At 41.1% G+C, this 20,576-nt stretch carries 16 protein-coding genes; 1 reads left to right on the forward strand and 15 read right to left on the reverse strand.

Going from position 1 to position 20,576, the window contains the following annotated elements; all coding sequences use genetic code 11:
* The 14 genes from PHY84_RS03975 to PHY84_RS04040 all read right to left on the reverse strand — a co-directional run.
* Positions 1–1,628 (reverse strand): tandem-95 repeat protein (locus PHY84_RS03975; protein WP_299857979.1); only part of this gene is annotated, 1,628 nt, incomplete at its 3' end.
* A gap of 71 nt (positions 1,629–1,699) precedes the next feature.
* Entirely contained in the window at positions 1,700–2,617 is a 918-nt protein-coding gene (locus PHY84_RS03980; protein WP_299857981.1) for a cation diffusion facilitator family transporter, read from the reverse strand.
* Between the two features lie 6 nt (positions 2,618–2,623).
* Positions 2,624–3,868 carry a hypothetical protein gene (locus tag PHY84_RS03985; RefSeq protein ID WP_299857983.1) on the reverse strand — a complete coding sequence of 415 codons (1,245 nt, stop codon included), beginning with the start codon at positions 3,866–3,868 and terminating at the stop codon, positions 2,624–2,626.
* Between the two features lie 44 nt (positions 3,869–3,912).
* Positions 3,913–4,542, reverse strand: a complete 630-nt coding sequence (locus PHY84_RS03990) for an HAD family hydrolase (RefSeq protein WP_299857985.1) — start codon at positions 4,540–4,542, stop codon at positions 3,913–3,915.
* 1 nt (position 4,543) lies between these two features.
* Positions 4,544–5,494, reverse strand: a complete 951-nt coding sequence (gene hemH, locus PHY84_RS03995; protein ID WP_299857987.1) for a ferrochelatase — start codon at positions 5,492–5,494, stop codon at positions 4,544–4,546.
* Positions 5,491–6,198, reverse strand: coding sequence for a DUF2461 domain-containing protein (locus PHY84_RS04000; protein WP_299857989.1), 708 nt, complete (start codon positions 6,196–6,198; stop codon positions 5,491–5,493). The genes hemH and PHY84_RS04000 overlap by 4 nt, the downstream gene beginning before the upstream one ends.
* Before the next feature lie 10 nt (positions 6,199–6,208).
* Entirely contained in the window at positions 6,209–9,334 is a 3,126-nt protein-coding gene (gene ccsA, locus PHY84_RS04005; RefSeq protein ID WP_299857991.1) for a cytochrome c biogenesis protein CcsA, read from the reverse strand.
* Positions 9,335–9,417: 83 nt separating this feature from the next.
* Positions 9,418–9,705: a hypothetical protein gene (locus tag PHY84_RS04010; protein WP_299857993.1), complete on the reverse strand. Its 288-nt coding sequence runs from the start codon at positions 9,703–9,705 to the stop codon at positions 9,418–9,420.
* Between the two features lie 55 nt (positions 9,706–9,760).
* On the reverse strand, positions 9,761–10,744 hold the full coding sequence (locus PHY84_RS04015; RefSeq protein ID WP_299857995.1) for a HAMP domain-containing sensor histidine kinase: 984 nt from the start codon (positions 10,742–10,744) through the stop codon (positions 9,761–9,763).
* Positions 10,741–12,003, reverse strand: coding sequence for a M18 family aminopeptidase (locus PHY84_RS04020; RefSeq protein ID WP_299857997.1), 1,263 nt, complete (start codon positions 12,001–12,003; stop codon positions 10,741–10,743). The genes PHY84_RS04015 and PHY84_RS04020 overlap by 4 nt, the downstream gene beginning before the upstream one ends.
* Positions 12,000–12,326 carry a DUF167 family protein gene (locus PHY84_RS04025; RefSeq protein ID WP_299857999.1) on the reverse strand — a complete coding sequence of 109 codons (327 nt, stop codon included), beginning with the start codon at positions 12,324–12,326 and terminating at the stop codon, positions 12,000–12,002. The genes PHY84_RS04020 and PHY84_RS04025 overlap by 4 nt, the downstream gene beginning before the upstream one ends.
* Positions 12,327–12,638 (reverse strand): hypothetical protein, encoded by a 312-nt coding sequence (locus PHY84_RS04030; protein ID WP_299858001.1) that lies wholly within the window; start codon positions 12,636–12,638, stop codon positions 12,327–12,329. It abuts the gene before it with no gap.
* Between the two features lie 9 nt (positions 12,639–12,647).
* Positions 12,648–16,253, reverse strand: coding sequence for a DNA polymerase III subunit alpha (gene dnaE / locus PHY84_RS04035; protein ID WP_299858003.1), 3,606 nt, complete (start codon positions 16,251–16,253; stop codon positions 12,648–12,650).
* A gap of 74 nt (positions 16,254–16,327) precedes the next feature.
* Entirely contained in the window at positions 16,328–16,729 is a 402-nt protein-coding gene (locus tag PHY84_RS04040; protein WP_299858005.1) for a Fur family transcriptional regulator, read from the reverse strand.
* A 167-nt stretch (positions 16,730–16,896) separates the two neighbouring features.
* On the opposite strand from PHY84_RS04040, the gene PHY84_RS04045 reads away from it, so the two are divergent.
* Positions 16,897–17,916 (forward strand): cytochrome-c peroxidase, encoded by a 1,020-nt coding sequence (locus PHY84_RS04045; protein WP_299858007.1) that lies wholly within the window; start codon positions 16,897–16,899, stop codon positions 17,914–17,916.
* Positions 17,917–17,942: 26 nt separating this feature from the next.
* On the opposite strand, the gene PHY84_RS04050 is transcribed toward PHY84_RS04045, so the two are convergent.
* Entirely contained in the window at positions 17,943–20,498 is a 2,556-nt protein-coding gene (locus PHY84_RS04050; RefSeq protein WP_299858009.1) for a bifunctional diguanylate cyclase/phosphodiesterase, read from the reverse strand.
* Positions 20,499–20,576: the final 78 nt, after the last annotated feature.

Genomic DNA, 20,576 nt, shown 5'->3' on the forward strand with positions numbered 1-20,576 from the left:
TTCAGTGTTACATCCTCACCGTCAAGTTTTAATGTTCCAACTGTTTCAAGAGAAGTTATTTTTACACTCGCCAATGTATCAGACGAATCTGCCGCATCAATAAATCCAAACTCACCTGCAGTAAATGCATGTGCCGTGTCTTCAGCTGTTGTTACTGTATTATCCGTACCGGTAGGCAAGTCGTTTACCGGAGTTACATCAATCGTCATTGTCTGAGGAGTTTCATCTACACCGCCGTTGTTATCAACAACTGCAAATTCAAACGAATCATATCCTGTACCGCTCTGGTTTGCTGCCGGTGTAAATGTTAACAATCCGTCATTTATATCCGCTACTGAAATTACTTGGTTCAGTGTTACATCCTCACCGTCAAGTTTTAATGTTCCAACTGTTTCAAGAGAAGTTATTTTTACACTCGCCAATGTATCAGACGAATCTGCCGCATCAATAAATCCAAACTCACCTGCAGTAAATGTATGTGCCGTGTCTTCAGCTGTTGTTACTGTATTATCCGTACCGGTAGGCAAGTCGTTTACCGGAGTTACATCAATATTTACCACACCAGTATCACTAAACTCCCCATCTGTAACAGTATATTCAAACGATGCAGCATCACCATTGTAATTACTATTTGGTGTAAACGTTACTGTTCCGTCTTCATTAAGCACAACAGTTCCGTTTACTGCGTTACTCACCCCGCTGATAGTTAACTCATCACCTTCATCTATATCTTTATCATTGCCTAAAATATCTGCAGCAGTGAAAGTGATTGCACTATCTTCATCCGTTTGTGCGTTGTCATCATAAGCAGTAACAGGCTCATTAACATTATTTACAGAGACAGAAAGCAACTGTGTTGTGTAGTTTCCGTATGTATCCGTTACCGTTACATACATGTTGTACTCGTTATCATTCTCTGCATCTTTTGGATTTTCAAAATCGGGAGACTCTTTAAAGGTAACTAGACCGGTGTTTGCATCAATATTGAAGTGTTCACTATCCAAACCGGCTATACTGTACGTAACACTGCCCTCCGCCGTTGCCGTAACCTGAATGACAGGGATGGTATCATTCTCATCATAGATAACAACATTTGGAGACGTGATAACAGGCTGTGGTATCTGCCCTGCATCATAGTTTGGCACGCTTCCAAAATCAGTTATGCCAAAACCAAGCTCACCGTTTGTGCCTCTGAAAAAACCAAGAACGCTGGAGCTTGCCACTATATCTGTCTCAGTAAATGAAGAACTTCCCTCTGCTCCCTCTTCACCGGCTGCAGTTTCTAAATCCTCAGTATCGCCAGAGGCTGTCTTTAAGTCTTGAGCATCGCTAGAGGCTGTTTTTAAAGCACTACCCAAGCTCTCATCACTAGCCACGCTCTCCATCGCGTCTCTGCCATATATGACAGAGCCATCCGCCAAAATCTTAAAGATGCCGTCATACGCTACTGCTTCAGGAAGCGCCAAAAACTTAATCTGAAAGAGTGCATTCGCATCGGTGCTGACAACTTGCTCATTTTCATAAACATAGCCCTCATAACCCGGTTCACGAACAGTTCCATCCACACCAACAATCTTGATATTACCTTCTGATACTTGTATTTGTCCTATTACTTTTCCAGCTGCCATGTCACACCTCCGAATTTAATTATGCGTAAATTCTAACATAGGCAATTTTTGAAGTAAATAGTACTTTGGTATTAGTGCATAGAACAGCATCCTGTTTTTAGGTTGTATTTAATGCTCTCAGGCTGAAGGACGAAATGTGTAATTCCCGCTTTATGCAGCCTCTCTCTTATGTCCTCTAAAATTATCTCGATTTGGCTTAGGCATAAATCTTCTCTCAGCACTATATGGGCAGATCCGTAACACTCTCTTGAGTTTGGACGGTAAAGATGCAGGTCGTGAACAGAGGCGACTTCGTTTGAAACAAGAATAAGCTGTTCTATCTCTTTGATATCATCTTCATTTGCATCCATAAGTGAAAAAAATGATTTCCTAAGAAGCGGCAGTGTCTCTTTGATGATATAGATACTAAAGAGAAGCGATAAAAGAGTGTCGATAACAACGATACCAAAGAGGTAAATAACCACACCGCCTACAACAACGCTTAGTGAGAGTGCCGCATCACCTAACATATGGAGATAGGCTGATTTTATATTTATATCTTCATGATGATGGTCGTTATGTTCATGGTGGTGGTGATGCTCTAGGTTTTTTTGACTCAAAAGCCACGTGCTGAGTGCATTGACTAAAAGTGCTATAAGAGATGCAGCTATAACGATTGGAGCATTTATCTCATTTGGTATAAAGAGACGATGAAGTGATTCTGCCAAGATAAAAAGCATAGTCACAACCAAAAAGAGTGCATTTAAAAAAGCTGCCATCATCTCGGCTTTTATATACCCAAACGTCATCGAATCTGTTGCTTTTTTGGCTCCATAAATGAGTGCGACAAGGGAAATAACGAGCGCTAAGACATCGCCGAGGTTATGAAGCGCATCCGCCAAAAGTGCCATCGAACCACTATAAACACCGGCACTTATCTCAGCAACGACAAGTGAAATATTTAAAAAAATAACCTGCTTGAGTATCTTTTGTTTTTCATTTTCCTGCATTTAAAACTAACTTTCCAGCTCTGTATATCTATTTTTAAGTTGTGCCTGTTTGGATAAAAATTTTAGATTTGAAGAGATAGCGTCCGCCTCACCGCCATGCATGCTCATCTTCTCCAATGATGCATCTATATCGCTCTTGAGTGTAGCCAAAAATGCATCCATCTGCTCTTTATTTTTCTGTACTTGGTCTGCTTGTGCATTTTGCAGCTCTGAGACAATTATGCTTAGTTGCGACTGCGCTTTTATATAATCAAAGCGGATAGACTCTACCTCTTTGACAAGTTCTCTCATCATTGCAAAAACATCGTGCAAAGAGCTGTTTTGTGCTTGAAGCTCACTCATTTTTTTAGAAGATAAAAGCATCTGCTTCATAATCATCTCGCTCTGTTCTCGTATGCCACTAAGCTTGTTTTCACTCTCATAAAGCGAGGTACCGACACCCTCCGTATGTGATTTTAATGCTAATAGCTCTTTTTCAAAAGGTCTCAAAACATCTACAAGCTGTTCAAGTGTCTGCTTCGTGATAGTTTTTGCTATAGTTTGCGCCATTATGCCGATTTCTTGAATATCGTTTTTTAGCTCGCCTATCTCTTTTGCGATACCCTCTTTTGTATGCAGTGTTCTCTCTAGTGTTGCTTTTACCTTGTTAAAGTGGTCTTGTTCGGCGACACGGAAGATATCTATATGTTTATGCACGACATTGTCAAGTGATGGAAGCTGTACCTCGGTAAAGTTTTCAAACGATCTGCTGACATCTTCATGCCATATCTGAAGCTTTTGAAACTCCTCTAAAAACCTGTTTTGGTTTTCCAAAATCGCATCAAGGCTCTTTATATCATGGCGAAACTTCTCTCGCTGCTGCTCTTGTGATTCTCTATCCTCTTGTTGGCTCAAAATCATCTTTTTCTCTAGCTCCGCACTAAAGGCTTTGAGCTCTCGAAGCTCTTCTATAAGTGCTTTTGTGAACTCTTTTTCCATCTTTGCGTCATCTGAAATCTGGGTTTGATGTAAGATGTTGATAATAAAAAATAGAATCAAAGAGACCAAAACGGGGAAAAGACTCTCTTTGAGAACAAGAAGAGTTTGAGTGGCTTCTGGATGAGTAATGAAGTGTAACGTTGCACTGATAGCGCCTATCCCTATCATCAAAGGTGCATAGTTTATCTTATTTGGCTCTTTATAAATGGAAATCTGTCTTAAAAAAAGCGCACCCATCAAAGCAAACGCAATGAGCAAATCAATATCAAACATCTTTACATCCTTAAAATGGAGTGCAATTATTGTATCATAAAAATTTATAAAACGATGTCTAGCAGCTCTTTTGGTTTTTTTGCAACCGTTTTTTCGTTACTCGAAGGTGTAAATCCCCACGTAACAAAAATGGGTTCGATGCCCGCCGAGCGTGCGCTTAAAACATCTTTTGAGTTATCCCCGACCATCCACGCTTTGTGGTTTTTACTCTCGTATCGGTAGTGATTGAGAATGTGGTGAAGCATCTCCGGACTAGGCTTTGAGTTTGCAACTCTATCTGCACCTATGATGACATCAAAAAGGTGTTTCACGCCCAAATGTTCAAGCATTCTTAGGGCAAACTGCGTGGGTGCGTTGGTAGCAACGGAGATTTTCACACTTTTTGCGACAAGCGTTTTGAGTACCTCCTCAATCCCCTCGTAAAGTGTGACATTTTGCACACATTGGGCATCATAATGGCTCTCGAAAAGCTCTCTGTCACGTTCAAGATAGATTTCTGTCTCATAAAAAAGCTTAGAGAGGTTGCGTACCTCCGCATTGATGGCTGCAACAACATACTCTTCGCTTACAGGCGGGAGGTTGTGGTTTTTTTCTCGTACATGGTTGATAGAAATCGTAATATCTTTTTTGGAGTCAAGCAGCGTGCCGTCCATATCAAAGATAACGATTTTCATCTTATCTCATCTTTGCATAAAGCTCTACAAGCGCCTCTACAAAGTAGTCACTGTCATTTGGACATCTGCAAACTCTGTACTCTTTAAATCCTAACTCATGTGAGGCTTCACGGTACTCTATCTCAAGCTCAAAGTCTGTCTCGGAGTTATCAATCGTAAAGGCTATGGGAAAAATAACCACTCTTTTATTTTTCATCTCTTGAAGTTTCTCTTCCAAGGATGGTTTTAACCACTCCATCGGTCCTACTTTGGACTGATATGCAAGATGCACATGCGCAAACTTCATTCCATCATCTTCCAACATCTTTGTCAAAAGAGCGACATGCTTTTCTATATGTCTTTGGTAAGGGTCTCCTTTTTCTATCACTTTAAGGGGAAGTCCATGTGCGGAAAAAATGATGTCAAACCTAGAAGCCTCCTCATGCTTCACCTTCTCTTTTATACGCTCCAAAATCGCTTTGTTGTAGTTTTGGTTCTCAAAAAAGTGTTTTATCTCTACCAAAATGGCATCATCGCCGTTTAAGTGATACTGCTCTTCAAAATCTTCCAAAGAGGATTTGGTCGTGGTGGTAGAGTACTGGGGATAAAGCGGGATTAGATAAATCTTCTCAATATCTTGCCCTTTAAGCTTCTCTATAACCTCAGAAGCAAAGGGCGGTGTGTAGCGCATCGCAAAATCTACAATAATGTTTTCTCCAACCCTTGCTTGAAGCTTTGCAACAAGATTTTTGGTATGCCCTACAATGGGGGATTTGCCGCCGATTTGCCTATAAATCTCTTGAGATTTTTCCGTTCTTGTAAAAGTAATCATCTTTGCGATAAAACTTCTAAGCAGTGAGCTTCCGACTGTGATGATATTTTTATCATTGAACATATTGGTTAGAAAAACTTCAACCTCTTCAAGGTTGTTTGGTCCGCCCATGTTAAGCAGAACAATAGCTTCTTTTTTCATTTTCCTTCTCCTTTTGCTCTTTGGCTCACTTCATACATCATCTGTTGCAAAGGTAACATCTCTTCATAGATTTTATATAGTGTATTGATAAGTTTTTCGCCACTTTCTATAAGTTCAGGCTCTAAAACTTTGTATGTTGCCATACCCTTATGCAAACTTAATTCCACACTTTGCATATCTGCGCTAAAGCCTTTTGGATACTTTTTGTACTCCCTGCCCATCGTGCTATAACCCAAAGAGTTCAGTTTTTCCAAAATGCCGTCAAGAGAGGCTCTTCTTTTGTCATCTTTAATGTACTCACGGTAAGCATCAAGCATAGGCTTGTTAAACCATCTCACGCCAACAGCTACAAAGAGTTCATCCGGAGAAAAGTGCATATAAAATGAGGATTTTTGCAGTCTGCATCCACTCCAGCCGCCCTGAGGAAAAATGACGCCGATTTTGGACTTTAGCGGCTCTTTGTTTTCGCCCATTCGTCTGACATCTCGGTACATCTTAAAGAGAGATTTGTTGATTTTTGGCTCCGCTTCAACACTCGGCTCCAACGCCAAAAGATGCTCCCCCATCTCAACGACAAAGGCTTTGGATGGGTTTAGAATGGTTTTTTCGTACTCATCTCTATGCGCCTCAAACCACTCTTTGTTGTTGTTTTTGCGAATCTCTTTTAAAAAAGAAAGTGCGCCTTTAAAGCCTTGAAACTCCATCTATTCCCTTTTACGCCAGCTTTCTATTTCTAAACGCCACAGCAATCACCACAAAGAGTATCGCATAAGTTACAGGTACAAAATCGGGAATCGGTACCGGGTCTCCTTTTGCGTAGGAGTGCATGCCGGCTAAGTAGTAGTTTACTCCAAAGTATGTCATGATAACGGATGTATAAGCAAGCAGCGAGATAACGCTAAAGCTAAACTCACTGTAAATGGACTTAACAAACCGCAAGTGAACTACAGCGGCATAAACCAAAATCGTCACCAAAGCCCACGTCTCTTTTGGATCCCATCCCCAGTAGCGTCCCCAGCTCTCGTTTGCCCAGACACCGCCGATAAAGTTTCCAAGCGTTAAAAACGCAAGACCAATCATAAGCCCCATTTCGTTGATGGAGTTAAGCTCTTTGATGGAGAGAGAGATGTGTTTTTCATTGTTTTTAGTTTTAAAGACAAACAGAAGAATCGTTACAAATCCCAAAAGCGCACCAAGCCCCAAAAAGCCGTAACTTGCGGTAATGACGGCAACGTGGATACTTAGCCAGTAGGAGTTAAGTACCGGTACAAGGTTGGTTACTTGCGGGTTCATCCAGTTTAAATGTGCGACAAAAAGGATAAGTCCTGTCAAAACAGCGGTAGAAGCCATCGTCATAGAAGAACGTTTTGAGAATAACATCCCTGCCAAGATGGTTGCCCAGCTGATGTAAATCATAGACTCATATCCATCAGACCACGGCGCATGCCCTGCAACGTACCATCTAAGCCCCAGTCCAAAAGTATGAATCAAGAAGAAGAGTGCCAAAATCCCCAAAGAGAGCTTTGAGAGGATGCTGATGTTCAGAGTCGGCTTAAGTATCTTGGTAAAACTTGCTATAAGCAGTATAAAACCTACTAAAAGATAAAGCGGATAGAGCCTCTCAAAGATATTTGCATGGTTATAGAACATCTCTGCTTGGATACGCTCTTCCGATGGAAGCACCGCTGCACCGTAAAATGCCTGATAACTCGCTATTTTTGCTACAGCGCTATTTGCTTCACTCCAGTTGCCGCTCTTAAGTGCGGCGTCCAATGCAGAAAAGTACTCAAATGCTATATTTCGAATCTTCTGAGCAGTTTCAGACTCAAATGTCTGAAGCGCTTCTACTGTTTCAAACCATTTATTGTTCACATCGTTTGGTTTTGGCCAGATTTTGATAAGCGCACCGGAGTAAACTGCATAAGAGATGTTTACACGCTCATCTACTTCTAAAACCGCCTTGTCAAAAAGGTCTCTATGCTTTGGCTCTTTTCTTATAGCCTCATTTACAGCTTCGGCAAGTTTGTACCCTTCAAGCCTCTCCGGAGCTTCAAAAAACTGCGAAAAAGAGGCATGTTTTGTATCTGATGGTACACCGATTCTTTTATTTACCTCTTCATTTTTGGTTGCAATGATTTTCAAATCTCTATAAATCTCAGGTTTTAGCATCATCCCAAGCACAACTTGATTGTTGTTGAGTTTCTCCTCTCCGATGGCAACAGATGCTTTTTTATGAATCTTTGCAACAATCTCTCTTGAGAGGGTATCAAGCGGTTTCATCCTTCCGCCGCTATCTTGAATGATAAGCTCGCCAAACTGTGCGGCATGCTCTTTGTCAAAAGAGAGAATGGTTTTAAGTGCGGGATTTAGCTCTTGCGCGTAAGACGGCACAGTGCCAAAGAGCACTCCTAAGCCAAGCAGAGCAGTTGCCATCTGCTGCGCACTTGCTTTTTTTGCTCTCTCAGAGAGCTGCGCAAAACGGTTGCTTCTTGAGAAGAGCGACCAAAACATTCCCAAACCTAAAAGAAAGTAGCCTATATACGACGGAAGCGTTCCTGGGTCGTTGTTGACTGATAGTATAGTTCCCATCTCATCTTGGTCATAAGATGATTGGAAAAATCTATAGCCACGATGTTCTAAAATGTTGTTCATATAAATCCTATAAGGCATGCGGATATTTTTTTCGTTATCAACAAGCTCAACTTCACTAGCATACGATGCAGGAGACATGGAGCCGGGGTATCTGTCCAGCTGAAAGTCGATGAGTTTGATTCCAAAAGGAAGCTCCAATCTCTTTGCACCGTACGAAATATGAACATCCACGCCGTTGATGATATCGTGGCTCTCTTTTGCGATTCTGCCTGCTTGTCCAAACACCATAACTTCTTTTGTCATATCTGCGACTTTGACATTAAAGACAAACGCATCATTTCCTGGGCGCATCGGAGAAGCATTTGGATCTGAGATGATTTTTGGCGTTGCATGTTTGAAGTGGCTGCGTACAACAAAATTGCTCCCTTGTGTGCCAAAAAGTGTTCTCGTACGGAGTTTGCTCTCTTGGCTTGAAGCTATCTCGCCCTGCTCTTTAGTGTCCATATTGAGGTAGAGCAGCGGTATATCGTGCTTCATAAAAAGCTCGCCGTTTTGGGAAAAGATGGAGATTGTCGGCACTAAAAACATTTTGCCTGAACCAAAATCTAAAGCGAACTCGCTGTTTTCGTAAAATTCGCCTTTTTTAAGCCTGATAGGCTGGCTCGCATCGTTGCTTGCGACCATCATCTCTAAAATCTCTTCTCCGCCGTCACTCCCCTCTACAAGCGTCTCAATCGCATCAGGGATATACTGAGAGAGCTTTACCTCCACATTTTTACAGCCTGCATTAAGTGATGCAAAAAGAGAATTTTGACTTTTTTTGGAGAGATAGACAGGTTTTGAAGTAGAGACGCTGTCTTCACCGGCTTTTGCACTTACGCTAAAGTAGTTTTCCATACTAATCATTGTTGTTGCCGTGTCACCCTCACGAATATGCATAGAGCCTTCAAATCCGATGTATCTTGTAACGGCAGCGCCAAAGAGGATAATTAAGAAAGAGAGATGAAAGATAAAAATAGGGGCTTTTTTTACGCTAAACATTTTAAATCTATAAATGTTTAATGCAAGATTAAGACCTAGAAGAGCCATAAGTATCTCAAACCACAAAGCGTTGTAAACCTCTGCTTTTGCGGTCATTGTTCCATAATCGTTCTCTATAAAAGTAGCATAACCAATCGCTGCTGCAAAGATAAGCAACATAACAATCGTACTTTTCATAGAGTGTAAAACCGAGAGAAGTTGTTTCATGAACATCCTTAAACCCGAATTTTATTCGGGTTGAATAAAAAAGGATATTCTAGTAAAAATTAGATAATGAAATAGAAAAATAGCTAATCAGCAAGCTTAAACGTGATTCTAAAATCCCCGTTTTCCAGCTGTTTTGCTTCATGTGCGATTGTCAAAGGGATTCTGTCGTAAAGCGGAAACGGCTCATGAAAAAAGATTCCCACAAGTCTGTCGTTTTTGCTCTTTAGCAGTGAAAGCCCTACTATCGTGTTTACCATAGGCTCAGGCGGCTGACATTTTGTCGCATCATACTCATAGATGGTTAAACCATCATCCTCATACTTATAAAAATCAAGTGTTGCTCTTGGAAGTTCTATCTTCTCTTTTTGCATTTTTTTGCTCCTGCTATTTTTGTAATTTTATCTTTTTGCTACAAAAAAATCATTGTCAAATAGCAAGTTTTATCTCAAACCCTTTTCTCTCACCGCCCAGCAGTTCTACACTTCCGCCATGCGCCTCTGCTATCTGTCTGGATAGTACAAGCCCTAGTCCGTTTCCTTTGACTTTTGTACTCTTAAATGCCTCAAAAAGTTCTTCTTCGTTCTCGATTTTGATACCGCTGTCATAGATAGTAAATTTATGAAACTTTGCATTGTTTTCATAAACTATCTCTACTACGCCGTCTTCACTCTCATCAAGTTCGATAGCATCAATAGCGTTGGTTAAAAAGTTGGAAAAAAGCATCTCTAAGAGGTCTTTATCTGCATGCATACTGAATTTTTGTTCGGGGAAAATAAACGTAATATCTTTTGTGTATCCATAGTACCCAACCGCCATAGTAAGTGCTTCTTGAAGCTCACTCCACAAAAACGGTGACTTGTTGGCATTCACACCTTTACTAAACATAAGTGTAGCTTTGATAATGCGCTCTATGCGTGCAACGGACTTTTGTATCTCCTCTACAATTGCCACATTTTCAGGAAGAACTCTTTTTTTAAGTGTTGAACTTAGAAGCGAGATGGAGCCGATTGGGTTGCGTATCTCATGTGAGAGATGTGCCGCCATCTGTCCCATCGTGGCTAAGTTTTCTTTTCTTTTTTGCTCTGTGATATCTGTTGCGCTGAGCATAATTTTATCTTTGTAAGAGGAGCTTTTGATAAGGTAGGATTTTGAGTCAAATGAGACCTCATAATCATTTTTCTTGGATTCTAGCAACTCAAAAAGTTCATAAAGAGATTTTGCCTGAGAGTTTTGCAAAAAGACATTCCCGCCTTTATCCAAAATCCAGATAGCATTCGGCAAAAACTCCACAACCTCTTCCACTGTCTCTTGCAGATGAGTATAAGAAGCTTTTAGTTCGCTAAACTCTTTTTCTACCTTGTAAGTCTGCTCGATGAGAAGAGCGAGTTCCTCTGCAGAAATGCTGCTCATCGTTCACATAGTCCTACTAAAATCTTGTAAAGACTATGTGCGTCATCACTCCCGCAAAGCTCTCTGATAGAGTGCATCGCAAATGTCGGCACACCGACATCCAGTGTATCTATGCCAAGTTTTGCAGCGGTGATGGGACCGATGGTTGAGCCGCATGCCATATCGCTTCGCATCACAAAGTTTTGTGTCGGCTCACCCAAAGAAGCGGCGACATTGCAAAATCGTGCAATGGTTTTTGCATTTGAGGCGTACCTTTGGTTGGCATTTACTTTTATAACTGTCCCACCGTTGATGCGTGGCGCATGGGCGGCATCATGTTTTGCAGGGAAATTCGGATGGATGGCGTGGGCATTGTCCGCACTTACAAAAAGAGAGGCACGAATCATCTGCTCAAACTCTTCATGCTCACGAAAAACTCTTCTTAGCACGCTATGCAAAAACGACCCCTCTGCGCCGACTGCACTCTGACTGCCAATCTCTTCATGGTCATTGGCAACAAAAAGCATGGGTTTTGCCTCATCAATACTACAAAGTGCAAGCATCCCGACATAGCAGCTAAGCAGGTTGTCTATCCTTGCACTTGCGATAAACTCCTCGTTTAGCCCCACAAAAGAGGCTTTTTGCGTGTCGTAAAATGCGAGTTCGTGCGCATAAATCTCTTGTGCCTCTTCTATGCCGCTTTGAGCTAAAAGTTCTCTTAAAAACGTATCCCATGAAAAATCCATATCTGTTGTTGAGATGGGGCAGATGTCGGTCTGCGCATTGATACTTCTGTTTTCGTTTGCGCTTCTGTCAAGATGAATTGCTAAGGATGGAATAATGGCGATAGCTCTTTTGGCATCTACAAGCGCATCTTTTATGATGTTGTCTGAATCCAGATAAGAGACACGCCCCGCCAAAGAGAGGTCTCTATCAAACCAAGAGTTGAGCAAAAGTCCGCCGTAAGTCTCGACCCCGAACTTCACCATGCCATGCTCTTTGATAACCGGATTTGGCTTTAGTTTTAAGTTTGGCGAATCGGTATGCGCTCCGACCATCACATAGTTTTTTTCTTTTGGATATGTAAAAGCGATGATAGAAGAGTTATTGCGTACAACAAAGTACTTTTTACCCTGCTCCAACACCCATTTCTGCTCCTCATAAAGCCTGACAAAACCTGCATTGATGAACATTCCCACCATATTCTCGGTTGCATGAAAGGGTGTTGGCGAAGCATCTAAAAAACCTAAAAGCCCTTCGTTAAAATCTTGTTTGTTCACTTTTTATCTCCTCTGTTTAACTCAAATTCCACCCCATTTGGAAGCTTTTTAGGTGCTTTTATACGAAGCTGCTTATGGATGCTCTCTCTTCCGTAAACAACCTCTATGGCAGACGCACTCACCCCAAACTCTTTTGCCAAAAAATCCACCATATAGTCCGTCGCCTTACCGTTTTGCGGCTGCGCTTTGACGCTCACTTTGAGCTGATTGCCTTTTGGTTTCAAGATAACATCTTGCTTGGCTGATGGTGTTCCAAGTATGTTTAAAACCAAAATATCCCCATCCCACTCATAAAAAATATGTTTTAAATCTTTTGCCCTCATCTAAAAAAACAACCAAACAAGAAGCGCAATGCCGATAGCAAGGTTGAAGTAACTTACTCCCTCTTCAAAGAGCATTATCAAAAGTTCATAGTACTGTGTTTCTAAAAAGTCATGCGGTGTTAAAAGTTCGCCTTTTGCATACGCCGTGATGTCCGCACCCCAAAAAAAGGCGATGATTTCAGGAACAAAAAAGAAGAGTACAACCCCGCTTATGCCCCAAAAATTTTTCTGCGGCTTCATATCCTGAAGCACCTTTTGAGTGTTTGGATTTTGCGCTATGGCTTTTGCTTTTGCTTTTATTTTGTGTCTCATCTTACACCCCTAAGCCAATATATCCACAAACTCATTCCCGTCCAGTGCTTCTAGGAGTTTGCTGCTTACCCTGATGGCGGAGTCTATAAGGACATTTTGTAGTTTTGAAACGATGGTGAGCTTAAGTTCTCTGTTACCGGGGTTTTGTCGCACAGTTTTATATAGCTCTTCTAGTACTCGCATATCGCTGTCTAGTTTTATACAAAGAACTATCGGTTCTTGTGGCTTCTCTTGAATCTCTTTTTTAGTCTTTTGCGTCTCTTTTTTTGCCTCTTTTAGCGTCATAATCTTGCTCACGCTCATTCTTGTGAACATATCTGTATGAGTGATTTTTGCTTTGATGGCGATTGGCTCGTCTAGGTTCATTTGGGTGAGTTCTTCTAGTTTGTCGGAAAAGAGCATTACTTCTATGTTTCCGTGAAAGTCCATGAGGTTTACTATGCCAAACTGACTCCCTTTTTTGGAAGTTTTTTTGGTTATCTCTTCCACTTTTCCTATAAAGATGGCGTACGAGCCGTCTTTTATGCTCTCTATCTCCGATGAAAGTGTATAGTCCAGCTCATCAAGCTTTTCTCTGTACTCATCAAGCGGATGCCCTGAGATGTAAAAACCTATGGTCTCTTTCTCAAACTCCAAAATCTCTTTAAGCTCGTATTCGGCGCAATTTACAAGTTTTAGTTCCACACTCGTTATCTCGCTGTCATCTCCAAAAAGACTTCCAAGCGCATTTTTTTTCGCATTTGAAGCATCTTTTGCAGCTTCAACGATCTTCTCTATCTGCTCTAAAAGTGCCTTTCTTGAAAAGCCGTATCTGTCAAATCCGCCCGCTTTTATGATGGACTCGATAACTCTTTTGTTTACTTTTGACGGCTCGATTCTGTTAACAAAATCCTCCACAGATTTAAAATCGCCGCCCTCTTTTCTCGTCTCCAAAATGGAGTAAACCGCCGCTTCTCCCACTCCTTTTATTGCACCCAAACCAAAAAGAACTACCTCTTTGGCATCTTTTGTTATGGCGGAGAACTCAAGCTGTGAATCGCAAATGTCAGGCGGAGAGAGTTCTATGCCCATTCTTTTGGTTTCATCTATGTAGCGCACGACTTTGTCCGTGTTGTCTTTGTCGGACGTCAAGAGTGCTGCCATAAACTCGTTTGGATAGTAGGTTTTAAGCCACGCCGTTTGAAACGTAACCATCGCATAGGCTGCGGAGTGTGATTTGTTAAAACCGTATCCCGCAAACTTCTCGATAAGGTCAAAAAGCTTGGAAGCCTCTTTGTAGTCAAGCCCCTGTTTTTGCGCTCCGCTTGCAAACTCGTCGTTATAAACAGACATATCTTTTTTCTTACCCATAGAGCGGCGGATGATGTCTGAGTAGCCTAGAGAAAAACCGCCGATGGTCTGAACTATCTGCATAACCTGTTCTTGATATACGATGACCCCGTAGGTGTTTTTGAGAATCGGCTCCATGGCATCAAAAGTGTATTCTATCTTCTCTCTGCCGTGCTTTCTCTCGATAAAACTATCAAGCATTCCCGATTCCATAGGTCCCGGACGGTAGAGTGCCAAAACCGCAATCAAGTCCTCGAAACTATCGGGTTTTAGACGTTTGTTCAAATCTTGCATACCCGAACTCTCTATCTGAAACATCCCCACCGTGTCGCCGCTGCGGATAACGTCATAAACTTTTGGGTCGTTCTCGTCTATCTCATGCCACACGACGTCTCTGCCGTATCGTGCCTTGATAAGCTTGATGGCGTTGTCGATAACATCAAGCGTTTTAAGCCCCAAAAAGTCGAATTTTATAAGATCCACATCTTCAAGATAGTTGAGCGAATACTGCGTTACAAAGACATCTTCGCCTGCGGGTTTGTAGATGGGAGTTTTCTTCCAAAGCTCCTCGTTTGAGATAACAACCCCCGCCGCATGGATACCGGAGTTTCGTTTAAGCCCCTCAAGTCTTTTTGCAAACTCCCAAACCCTTGCTGCATTTGCATCACTCTCTATAAGCTCTTTTAGTTTTGGCTCTTTTTGAAAAGCTCCTGCTATAAATTCACCGTTTTTTGTCTTGCCGTTAAGCGTGATACCCAACTCATCTGGAACTAATTTTGCCATTTTGTCGGCCTGAGAGAGCGGCATATCAAGAACACGGGCAACATCACGGATAACTCCTTTGGCAAGAAGCGAGCCAAAAGTGATGATTTGGGCTACTTGATTTCGCCCGTACTTCTTGACGACATAGTCTATAACTTCCCCACGGCGAGCCTGCATAAAGTCCATATCTATATCGGGCATGCTTACACGCTCAGGATTTAAAAATCGCTCAAAAAGAAGATCATACTTCATCGGGTCTATATCTGTAATCTCAAGCGAATATGCAACCAAACTCCCCGCCGCACTTCCTCGCCCCGGACCTACCGCTATGCCCATCTCTTTAGCAACTTTGACAAAATCCCAAACGATAAGCATGTAGCCGGGGAACTTCATGGAGTTTATGACATTCATCTCAAACTCCAGTCGCTCTTTATACTCTTCGTGTCGCTCTTGTGGTACATGCACAAGGCGCTTTTGCAGCCCTAAGCGACAACGATGGATAAAATACTCTGCATCGTTTTTATCCGCCGCACTCTTCCATCCTCTTTTTTGTTCTTTTGTGGCATCTGCATCAAGCAGTGCATCATCAGCGTTGTTTATAGTAAGCCCGTCCGCCGAGGCATACTCTCTTGTAAACTTGAAATTTGGAGGGATGGGGTCTCCGAGTTTAAGCTCTAAGTTGCACTTCTCAACTATCTCTTGCGTATGCGCTATGGCTTCAGGGATATCGGCAAAGAGTTTTGCCATCTGCTCGGGGCTTTTTAGGTAAAACTCGTGTACGGAGTGGCGCATGCGTTTTGGGTCGTCATAAAGTTTGTTCATCCCGATACACATAAACGCTTCATGGTACTGCGCATCGTCATGGAAGGTGTAATGCGTGTCGTTTGTAGCGACTACTTTGATGTCCAGCTCTTTTGCAAGGCGCAAGAGCCAGTCGTCTATAAAGAGCTGATCGCCTATGCCGTGACGCATGATTTCAAGATAAAAATCATCTCCGAAAATCTCTTTGTACTCCAATGCAACGGCTTTTGCACCCTCATACCCAAGCGCACCGTTTTTTTTGTTTCTCTCATTTGCGGTATTTAAGTGCCAGCTAACCTCACCCTGCAAACAAGCAGAGGTACAAACAAGCCCCTCGCTATGCTCACGAAGCTCTTTTTTGTTGATGCGGGGATAGTAGTAAAAGCCGTCAATAAAAGCTTTGGAAGAGAGATACATAAGGTTTTCATACCCCTTTTGGTTTTTGGCAAAAAGGCAGATATGAAACCGCTGTTTTGTACTTTTGTCATCAATCGCTTCGCCGTTATGAAGGTACCCCTCCATTCCGATAATGGGCTTTATACCAGCTTCCCTCATCTGTTTGTAAAAGTCGATAGCACCAAACATATTGCCGTGATCCGTCATAGCGATAGAGTTCATACCGAGCTGTTTTGCCTGTTTTACAAGATTTGAGAGTTTGTTTGCACCGTCAAGCAGGGAGTATTCGGTATGGAGATGCAGGTGGGTAAATGGTTGTGCGCTCATTTGGTTTCTACTTTGGTTATGTTTGAAATATTTATTATATTTAAAATTACTTTAGCAGGAGTTGAGAGTACGGTTCACTGACACTGTGGGCATATGCCGGATAGGACAAGTGCGTTATCGTCAAAGAGATAACCGCTTTTTTTTGAGGCAGTTTGCACAACACTCTGTAGAGACAGTTCCAAATCCTCAAGTTTTGAGCATTTTTTGCAAATCATGTGAGAATGCTCCTCTTTTACTATCTCGTACTTAGATTTACCGTTGGGTATTTTTACCTCTTTTAGCAGATTTACTTCTACCATAAAATTTATATTTTTATAAAGTGTTGCCAAAGATATAGTACTAAAATCCCTGCGCACGGCGACATAAAGCTCTTCTATACTTATATGTCCGCTCTTTTGTATGATAGAGAGGATGCCTAAACGTTGAGGAGTTACTTTTAAATTATGCTCTTTAAGTTTGTGTATATAATCATTCATAATCGAAATATTAGCATTAAAAAAGATAAGTTTTTATAAATTTTCTCTTCTATAGATAATTTTAATAATTTAATAAGAAATTTTACTAAAGGATAAAAATTATTATTAAGATTAAGCTTACATACTCTATAATTTCGCATTCCAAACATTCAAAAGGAGAGTACAACATGAAACTCATAAGCATAGCAGCCATCGGCGCAATCTCAACTATAGCATTTGGTGCGACACTTTTAGAAGATGCCAAAAATGCAGGTATGAAGCCTATTCCTAAAGATAAAAAAGAGCTAAACAAACTCATAGACGACCCAAAAAATCCTATGACAGCAGCAAAAGTAGAGTTGGGTAAAAAGCTCTATTTTGACCCTAGACTATCAAAAAGCTCGCTAATCAGCTGTAACACATGTCACAACTTAGGCATGGGCGGAGCTGACGGCGTAAGTGCGGCTATCGGTCATAAGTGGACTGCAAATCCTCATCACCTGAACTCTCCTACCGTTTACAACTCGGTTTTAAATGCTGTTCAGTTTTGGGACGGAAGAAGCCCTCACTTAGAAGATCAGGCTCAAGGACCTATCCAAGCAGGACCTGAGATGGCGGCTCCTAAAGAGTTGGTAGTTGAGAGAGTAACTTCTATACCTGCTTATGTTGAAGAGTTTAAAAAAGCATACGGCAGAGATGTGAAAATCGACTTTGAAAAAATCGCTACGACAATCGGAGTTTTTGAGAGAACGCTTGTAACTCCTTCAAGATTTGACGAGTTTATGAATGGAAAAGATGCCGCTTTGTCTAAAGCCGAAAAAGATGGTCTAAAAACTTTTATAGACAAAGGGTGTGCAACCTGTCATGACGGTATCGGTATCGGCGGAACTATGCAGCCTTTCCAAATCGCAAATAAGTACAAATTTGCAAGCACTGGCGACTTTAAAGGCGATGCAAACGGAATGGTAAAAGCTCCTACGCTTAGAAACATAGAAGAGACTGCGCCATACTTCCATAACGGTCAAATCTGGTCACTTCAAGATGCTATCAAAGAGATGGGAAGCGTTCAGCTGGGCATAACCATAAACGACAAAGATGCCGCATCTATCGAGACATTTTTAAAGAGTTTAACAGGCACAAAACCTGCCATAACCTACCCTATCCTACCGCCAAGCACAAACACCACCCCAAAGCCTGATGCGCTTTAGTCTTTAAAATGACGGCACTTAAGCCGTCATGACACCGTAAAATGGTTTTGCGGTCTTCCTATGTGAAACCCTTGCAAGTAGTCCACACCCATCTCTCTTAGTGTTTGAACTATCTCCTCATCTTCCACATACTCTGCAACCGTTTTGACATTCAGCTCTTTTGCAAGCGTTAAGATACTGTGTACAAAAGCTTTGTCCTTTTTATCTTTGTTGATATTGATGATAAACTCGCCGTCAATTTTCAGATAGTCAATCGGGAATTTTTTGATATAGTGAAACGACGAGAAGCCTGAGCCAAAGTCATCTATGGCAAACTTGTATCCGGCTATCTTAAGGTTAATAACAAATTTTTCCAAGACAGAGAAGTTCTTGACCGTTTCTCTCTCTGTTATCTCAAAAACTATGTGGTCTTTAGATATCTCATACTGTTTGATAAGCTCTGCTATTGACTCTGCATAGTTACCGACAACAAGAGATTTTGGAGAGAGGTTTATAAATAAAATCCCGTTGTAACTCTCAGCTTTTATCTTTTTAAACGCATTTTCTATAACCATTAAATCCATACGGTTAATGATACTCATGCTCTCTGCAACTTCGATAAACTCATACGCCGGAACGATTTTGCCATCCACTTCAATACGCATAAGAAGTTCATGAATCTCGTTTTTACCGCTAAGTGCGGTTTGGATAGGCTGAAAATATGGAACGATACGGTTATTTGCAACTGCATCCACAAGAAGTGCAGATTTGGCTTTTTGCTCTTTTATCATAGTCACGATATCATCGCCGGATGGCACTCTTACACTGTTTTTACCATCCTCTTTCGCCTTATACATCATGCCGTCTGCTATCACAAAAAGCTCTTTTTGTGTTGTTGCATGCTGCGGATAGACCGATATTCCTATGGAGACCGTAACGCCTGCATAGTTTCCGTCTGTTGTTAGGATTTTAAACTCCTCTACTGCTTTAGCGATAGCATGGGCAACAGCCATAGCACCCTCAAGACCGCACTCCGGCAAGATAAGTGTAAACTCATCGCCGCCATAACGTGAAAGGATATCCTCGCCTCTTTTTGATTCTGACAATACTCTTGAAAACTCTTGTAAAAAGAGGTCTCCAAAAGCGTGTCCGTATCTGTCATTGATAGGTTTGAAATTATCACAGTCTATCACCATAAGCGCAAACTCATAGCCATGAGGTTCTGAGCGTTTTATCTCATACTCCAAAAAGTCCACAAAAACTCTTTGGTTAAAAAGCCCGGTGAGCGGGTCATGTGCCGCATAGTACTCTAAGTCATTTGTATATTTGTTGATGGCTTTTACGGAGCCTACAAGGTTTGCCATCGTGGTTAAGATACTGTCTATAACGATATGTTTAATAGGGTCGGTTGCCATATCCGACTGAACACTAAGCCCGACGATACCGCCTATTTTTGGGCTATCCAAAAATAGAGATTTAGTTCTGTGGGCAAAGTTTTTATACTCTGTGACGGTAATGAGATTGTTATAATCTGCGATATTGTGACGGATAGAATAGTCTGCATATCCCAAAAAATGGTTGCTTATTTTGATGGCTTCTCGCACGTAAATCTCAAAAAGAAGTTTCACGTCCTCTTTTGGAACACCAAACCAAAAGATATCTACCTCAAACTGGTCATCGCCAATCCTAAAGATAGTCATAAGCGTATATGTCTGCATTACTTTGTTGATGTCCACCAAAAGTTCGTTTATAAAATCACGCCAATCCTGAACAACCTCTGATGTAATAATAAACTTATCGAGCAGCTGCACCTCAAACTCAAGCAAATCCCTATCTACAGCAATAATTTTTAACTTTTGTGCAAGCTCATTTACATGTACAATAATCTCATTTACTTCATCAAATTTTAGATCAATCTGCATCGGATCAAACTCTTTAAAATCTCTCATTGAGTTGATATTTTGAACTTTTTTGTTAAATAGTTTGAGTGAATTTGTTATTTTTGAAGTTGTATATCTTGAGGCTATAAAGGCTATAAATGCAAACAACGGAAGGATAATTAAGAAAAAGTAAACATAATCCAAAAATGTCTCTTTTATGATTTCAACAAAGTTTTGCTCTACATCTATGACACCCAGCGTATCGCCTATATTTGCGTTTGTATGACAGCCAAGGCACTCTTTTTTGGCATTTAGCGGCATAAGATTTCTAAGTTTGCCCATTTCGGCAAGCGTTATCTTCTCTCCGCTTGCTAAAACAGAGTTTGCCAAATCGTCTTTTTGCTTCTCATTGACTTCACCAAAAAATTCTTTGATTTTTTCACTGCGATAGATATTTACCGTATAGTCGCTATCGTTAAAATTCTCTTTTATGGAGTGCATAAAATCATTCAAATCTTCCCTGTTCCAGCCTTTTTTCATAACTTGATACATTGAAGAAAATATTTGATTTGAGACTACATTTGCGTGCTTTATGGCATTTTCTTGCGCTAACAACGTATGAAGATACGCCGTAAAGACAAAAACCACAACAAAGAGAGTTGAGAGAAGAGCCACATTGATAGAAAAGATGAAATTCTTTAACTTTTTAGGCATTTTAGGCATCTATTTTCCTTTTTTTCAAAAAAGAAATAATTATATCTCCCAATTATTTTTTTGAGCTTAAAAGATAAGAATTTTGAA

Source organism: Sulfurimonas sp. (assembly GCF_028694605.1).
In the GTDB taxonomy this organism is placed as follows: Bacteria; Campylobacterota; Campylobacteria; order Campylobacterales; family Sulfurimonadaceae; genus Sulfurimonas.

Excerpts from the sequence above, each read along its gene's own strand:
- hemH (WP_299857987.1), bottom strand. The coding sequence starts at position 5,494 with ATGAAAAAAGAAGCTATTGTTCTGCTTAACATGGGCGGACCAAACAAC.
- PHY84_RS04010 (WP_299857993.1), bottom strand. The coding sequence starts at position 9,705 with ATGCAAAAAGAGAAGATAGAACTTCCAAGAGCAACACTTGATTTTTAT.
- PHY84_RS04045 (WP_299858007.1), top strand. The coding sequence starts at position 16,897 with ATGAAACTCATAAGCATAGCAGCCATCGGCGCAATCTCAACTATAGCA.
- dnaE (WP_299858003.1), bottom strand. The coding sequence starts at position 16,253 with ATGAGCGCACAACCATTTACCCACCTGCATCTCCATACCGAATACTCC.
- PHY84_RS04040 (WP_299858005.1), bottom strand. The coding sequence starts at position 16,729 with ATGAATGATTATATACACAAACTTAAAGAGCATAATTTAAAAGTAACT.
- PHY84_RS03990 (WP_299857985.1), bottom strand. The coding sequence starts at position 4,542 with ATGAAAATCGTTATCTTTGATATGGACGGCACGCTGCTTGACTCCAAA.
- PHY84_RS03980 (WP_299857981.1), bottom strand. The coding sequence starts at position 2,617 with ATGCAGGAAAATGAAAAACAAAAGATACTCAAGCAGGTTATTTTTTTA.
- PHY84_RS04050 (WP_299858009.1), bottom strand. The coding sequence starts at position 20,498 with ATGCCTAAAATGCCTAAAAAGTTAAAGAATTTCATCTTTTCTATCAAT.
- PHY84_RS03985 (WP_299857983.1), bottom strand. The coding sequence starts at position 3,868 with ATGTTTGATATTGATTTGCTCATTGCGTTTGCTTTGATGGGTGCGCTT.
- PHY84_RS04025 (WP_299857999.1), bottom strand. The coding sequence starts at position 12,326 with ATGAGGGCAAAAGATTTAAAACATATTTTTTATGAGTGGGATGGGGAT.
- PHY84_RS04000 (WP_299857989.1), bottom strand. The coding sequence starts at position 6,198 with ATGGAGTTTCAAGGCTTTAAAGGCGCACTTTCTTTTTTAAAAGAGATT.
- PHY84_RS04030 (WP_299858001.1), bottom strand. The coding sequence starts at position 12,638 with ATGAGACACAAAATAAAAGCAAAAGCAAAAGCCATAGCGCAAAATCCA.
- ccsA (WP_299857991.1), bottom strand. The coding sequence starts at position 9,334 with ATGAAACAACTTCTCTCGGTTTTACACTCTATGAAAAGTACGATTGTT.
- PHY84_RS04015 (WP_299857995.1), bottom strand. The coding sequence starts at position 10,744 with ATGAGCAGCATTTCTGCAGAGGAACTCGCTCTTCTCATCGAGCAGACT.